The organism is Sphingobium sp. C100, assembly GCF_000508185.1.
Classification (GTDB): Bacteria; Pseudomonadota; Alphaproteobacteria; order Sphingomonadales; family Sphingomonadaceae; genus Sphingobium.
The window spans coordinates 1-1,770 of the sequence record NZ_AYOY01000093.1 but is presented as its reverse complement, the minus strand read 5'-3'; the positions used below and the strand labels follow the sequence as shown (position 1 = coordinate 1,770).

Annotated in this window: 2 protein-coding genes; both read right to left on the bottom strand. The window is 65.0% G+C overall.

Annotated elements, in window-relative coordinates; genetic code table 11:
- Positions 1–69: 69 nt before the first annotated feature.
- Complete coding sequence (gene kduD / locus C100_RS31915; protein ID WP_031308965.1) at positions 70–825, bottom strand: 2-dehydro-3-deoxy-D-gluconate 5-dehydrogenase KduD; 756 nt, start codon at positions 823–825, stop codon at positions 70–72.
- A 112-nt stretch (positions 826–937) separates the two neighbouring features.
- Positions 938–1,770: 5-dehydro-4-deoxy-D-glucuronate isomerase (kduI, locus tag C100_RS31910; protein WP_024019077.1), on the bottom strand; the 833-nt coding region annotated here is incomplete at its 5' end.

The following is a 1,770-nucleotide window of genomic DNA, read 5'->3' as shown; positions in this document are numbered from 1 at the left end:
GTGCGCCGGTCGATATGCGGCATGGGCGTCTCTCCTGTGGGCGTTCCGGTTCCTGCCGGACGGGATCGCCTAGCGTGCGAGCCAGCCGCCATCGACGGCGAGCGTGTGGCCATGGATATAGCCGGCGGCGCTGGACGAGAGGAAGACGGCCGCGCCGCCTATGTCGCCAGGGGTCCCCCAGCGCCCGGCGGGGATACGCTCCTGGATCTGGCGGTTGCGGGTTTCGTCGGCCTGAAGCGCGGCGGTGTTGTTGGTGGCGATGTAACCCGGCGCGATCGCGTTGACGTTGACGCCGCGCGCGGCCCATTCGTTCGCCAGCAGCTTGGTCAGGCCCGCGACGCCGCTTTTGGAGGCGGTGTAGCTGGGCACGCGGATGCCGCCCTGGAAGGAGAGAAGCGAGGCGATGTTGACGATCTTGCCCGATCCCTGCGCCAGCATGTGGCGTCCCGCCGCCTGGCAGAGGAAGAATGTCGTCTTGAGATTGGTGTCGATCACCGCGTCCCAGTCTTCCTCGGTAAAGTCGACGCTGTCGGCGCGGCGGATGATGCCGGCATTGTTGACCAATATGTCGAGGCCGCCCAGCTTCTCCCGCGTTTCGTCGACCACGCGCTGGACGGGTTCGATGGTGGACAGGTCGGCGGGGACGATCTCCGCCTTGCGGCCGATGGCGCGGACCTGATCGACGGTGTCCTGCGCCGGCGTGCGGCCGACCGCGGCGATGTCGGCCCCGGCGGCGGCCAGCGACAGGGCGATCGCCTGGCCGATGCCGGTATTGGCGCCGGTGACGATGGCGGTCTTGCCGGTGAGATCGAAGGGGGTGGTCATCATAGTGTCTCCCGCGTCATTCCCGCGCAGGGGGGACTCCATCTCCCAAACCCCTGCGTCCAGCACAACGGTGGGGAGATGGGTCCCCGCTTTCGCGGGGATGACGGCAAAATTACCGCAGCTGGCAGATGTCCAGCACGTTCATGTCGGTATAGTCGAGATTTTCGCCGCCCATCGCCCAGATGAAGGCGTAGCTTTTCGTGCCCGACCCCATATGGACCGACCAGGGCGGGGAGATGACCGCTTCCTCATTTTCGATGACGATATGCCGCATCGCGTCAGGCTCGCCCATATAATGGAAGACGCGGTCGCCGCCGGACAGGTCGAAATAGAGATAGATTTCGCTGCGGCGGTCATGGAGATGCGGGGGCATGGTGTTCCATACGCTGCCGGTTTCCAGCACGGTCAGGCCCATCAGCAGCTGCGCGCTTTCGCACACGCCGGGAATGACCAGCTGGTAGATGGTGCGGTGGTTGGAATTTTCGAGGTCGCCGCGCTCCAGCGGATTGGCCTGCGCCAGTGTGATCTTCTTGATCGGGCAGACTTTGTGCGCGGGCAGCGAGGCGATGTAGAAGCGCGCCTGCGCCCCTTCGAAGATCACATCCTTCGACCCCATGGGGACGTAGAGACATTCCTTGTTGCCGAGCTCGAACCGCTCGCCATCGACGGTGATCGCGCCGGGGCCGCCGATATTGACGATGCCAGCCTCACGCCGTTCCAGGAAGGGATGGCCGGCGGCCGAGGCCGGCGCGGTCTGGTCGGGCAGTTTCAGCGAGCCGCCGGCCGGCACCGCGCCGCCGATCACGAAACGCTCATTATGCGAATAGTTGAGCACGACCTGGCCATCGGCGAACATGCCCCCCACCAGATAGCGATCCCGCAGGCTGTCATTGTCCACACATTCCATCATGTCGGGATGCGTCGCGTGATAGGTCTTCTCGAACA

Coding starts and splice junctions, on each gene's coding strand:
- kduD (WP_031308965.1), bottom strand. CDS start 825: ATGACCACCCCCTTCGATCTCACCGGCAAGACCGCCATCGTCACCGGC.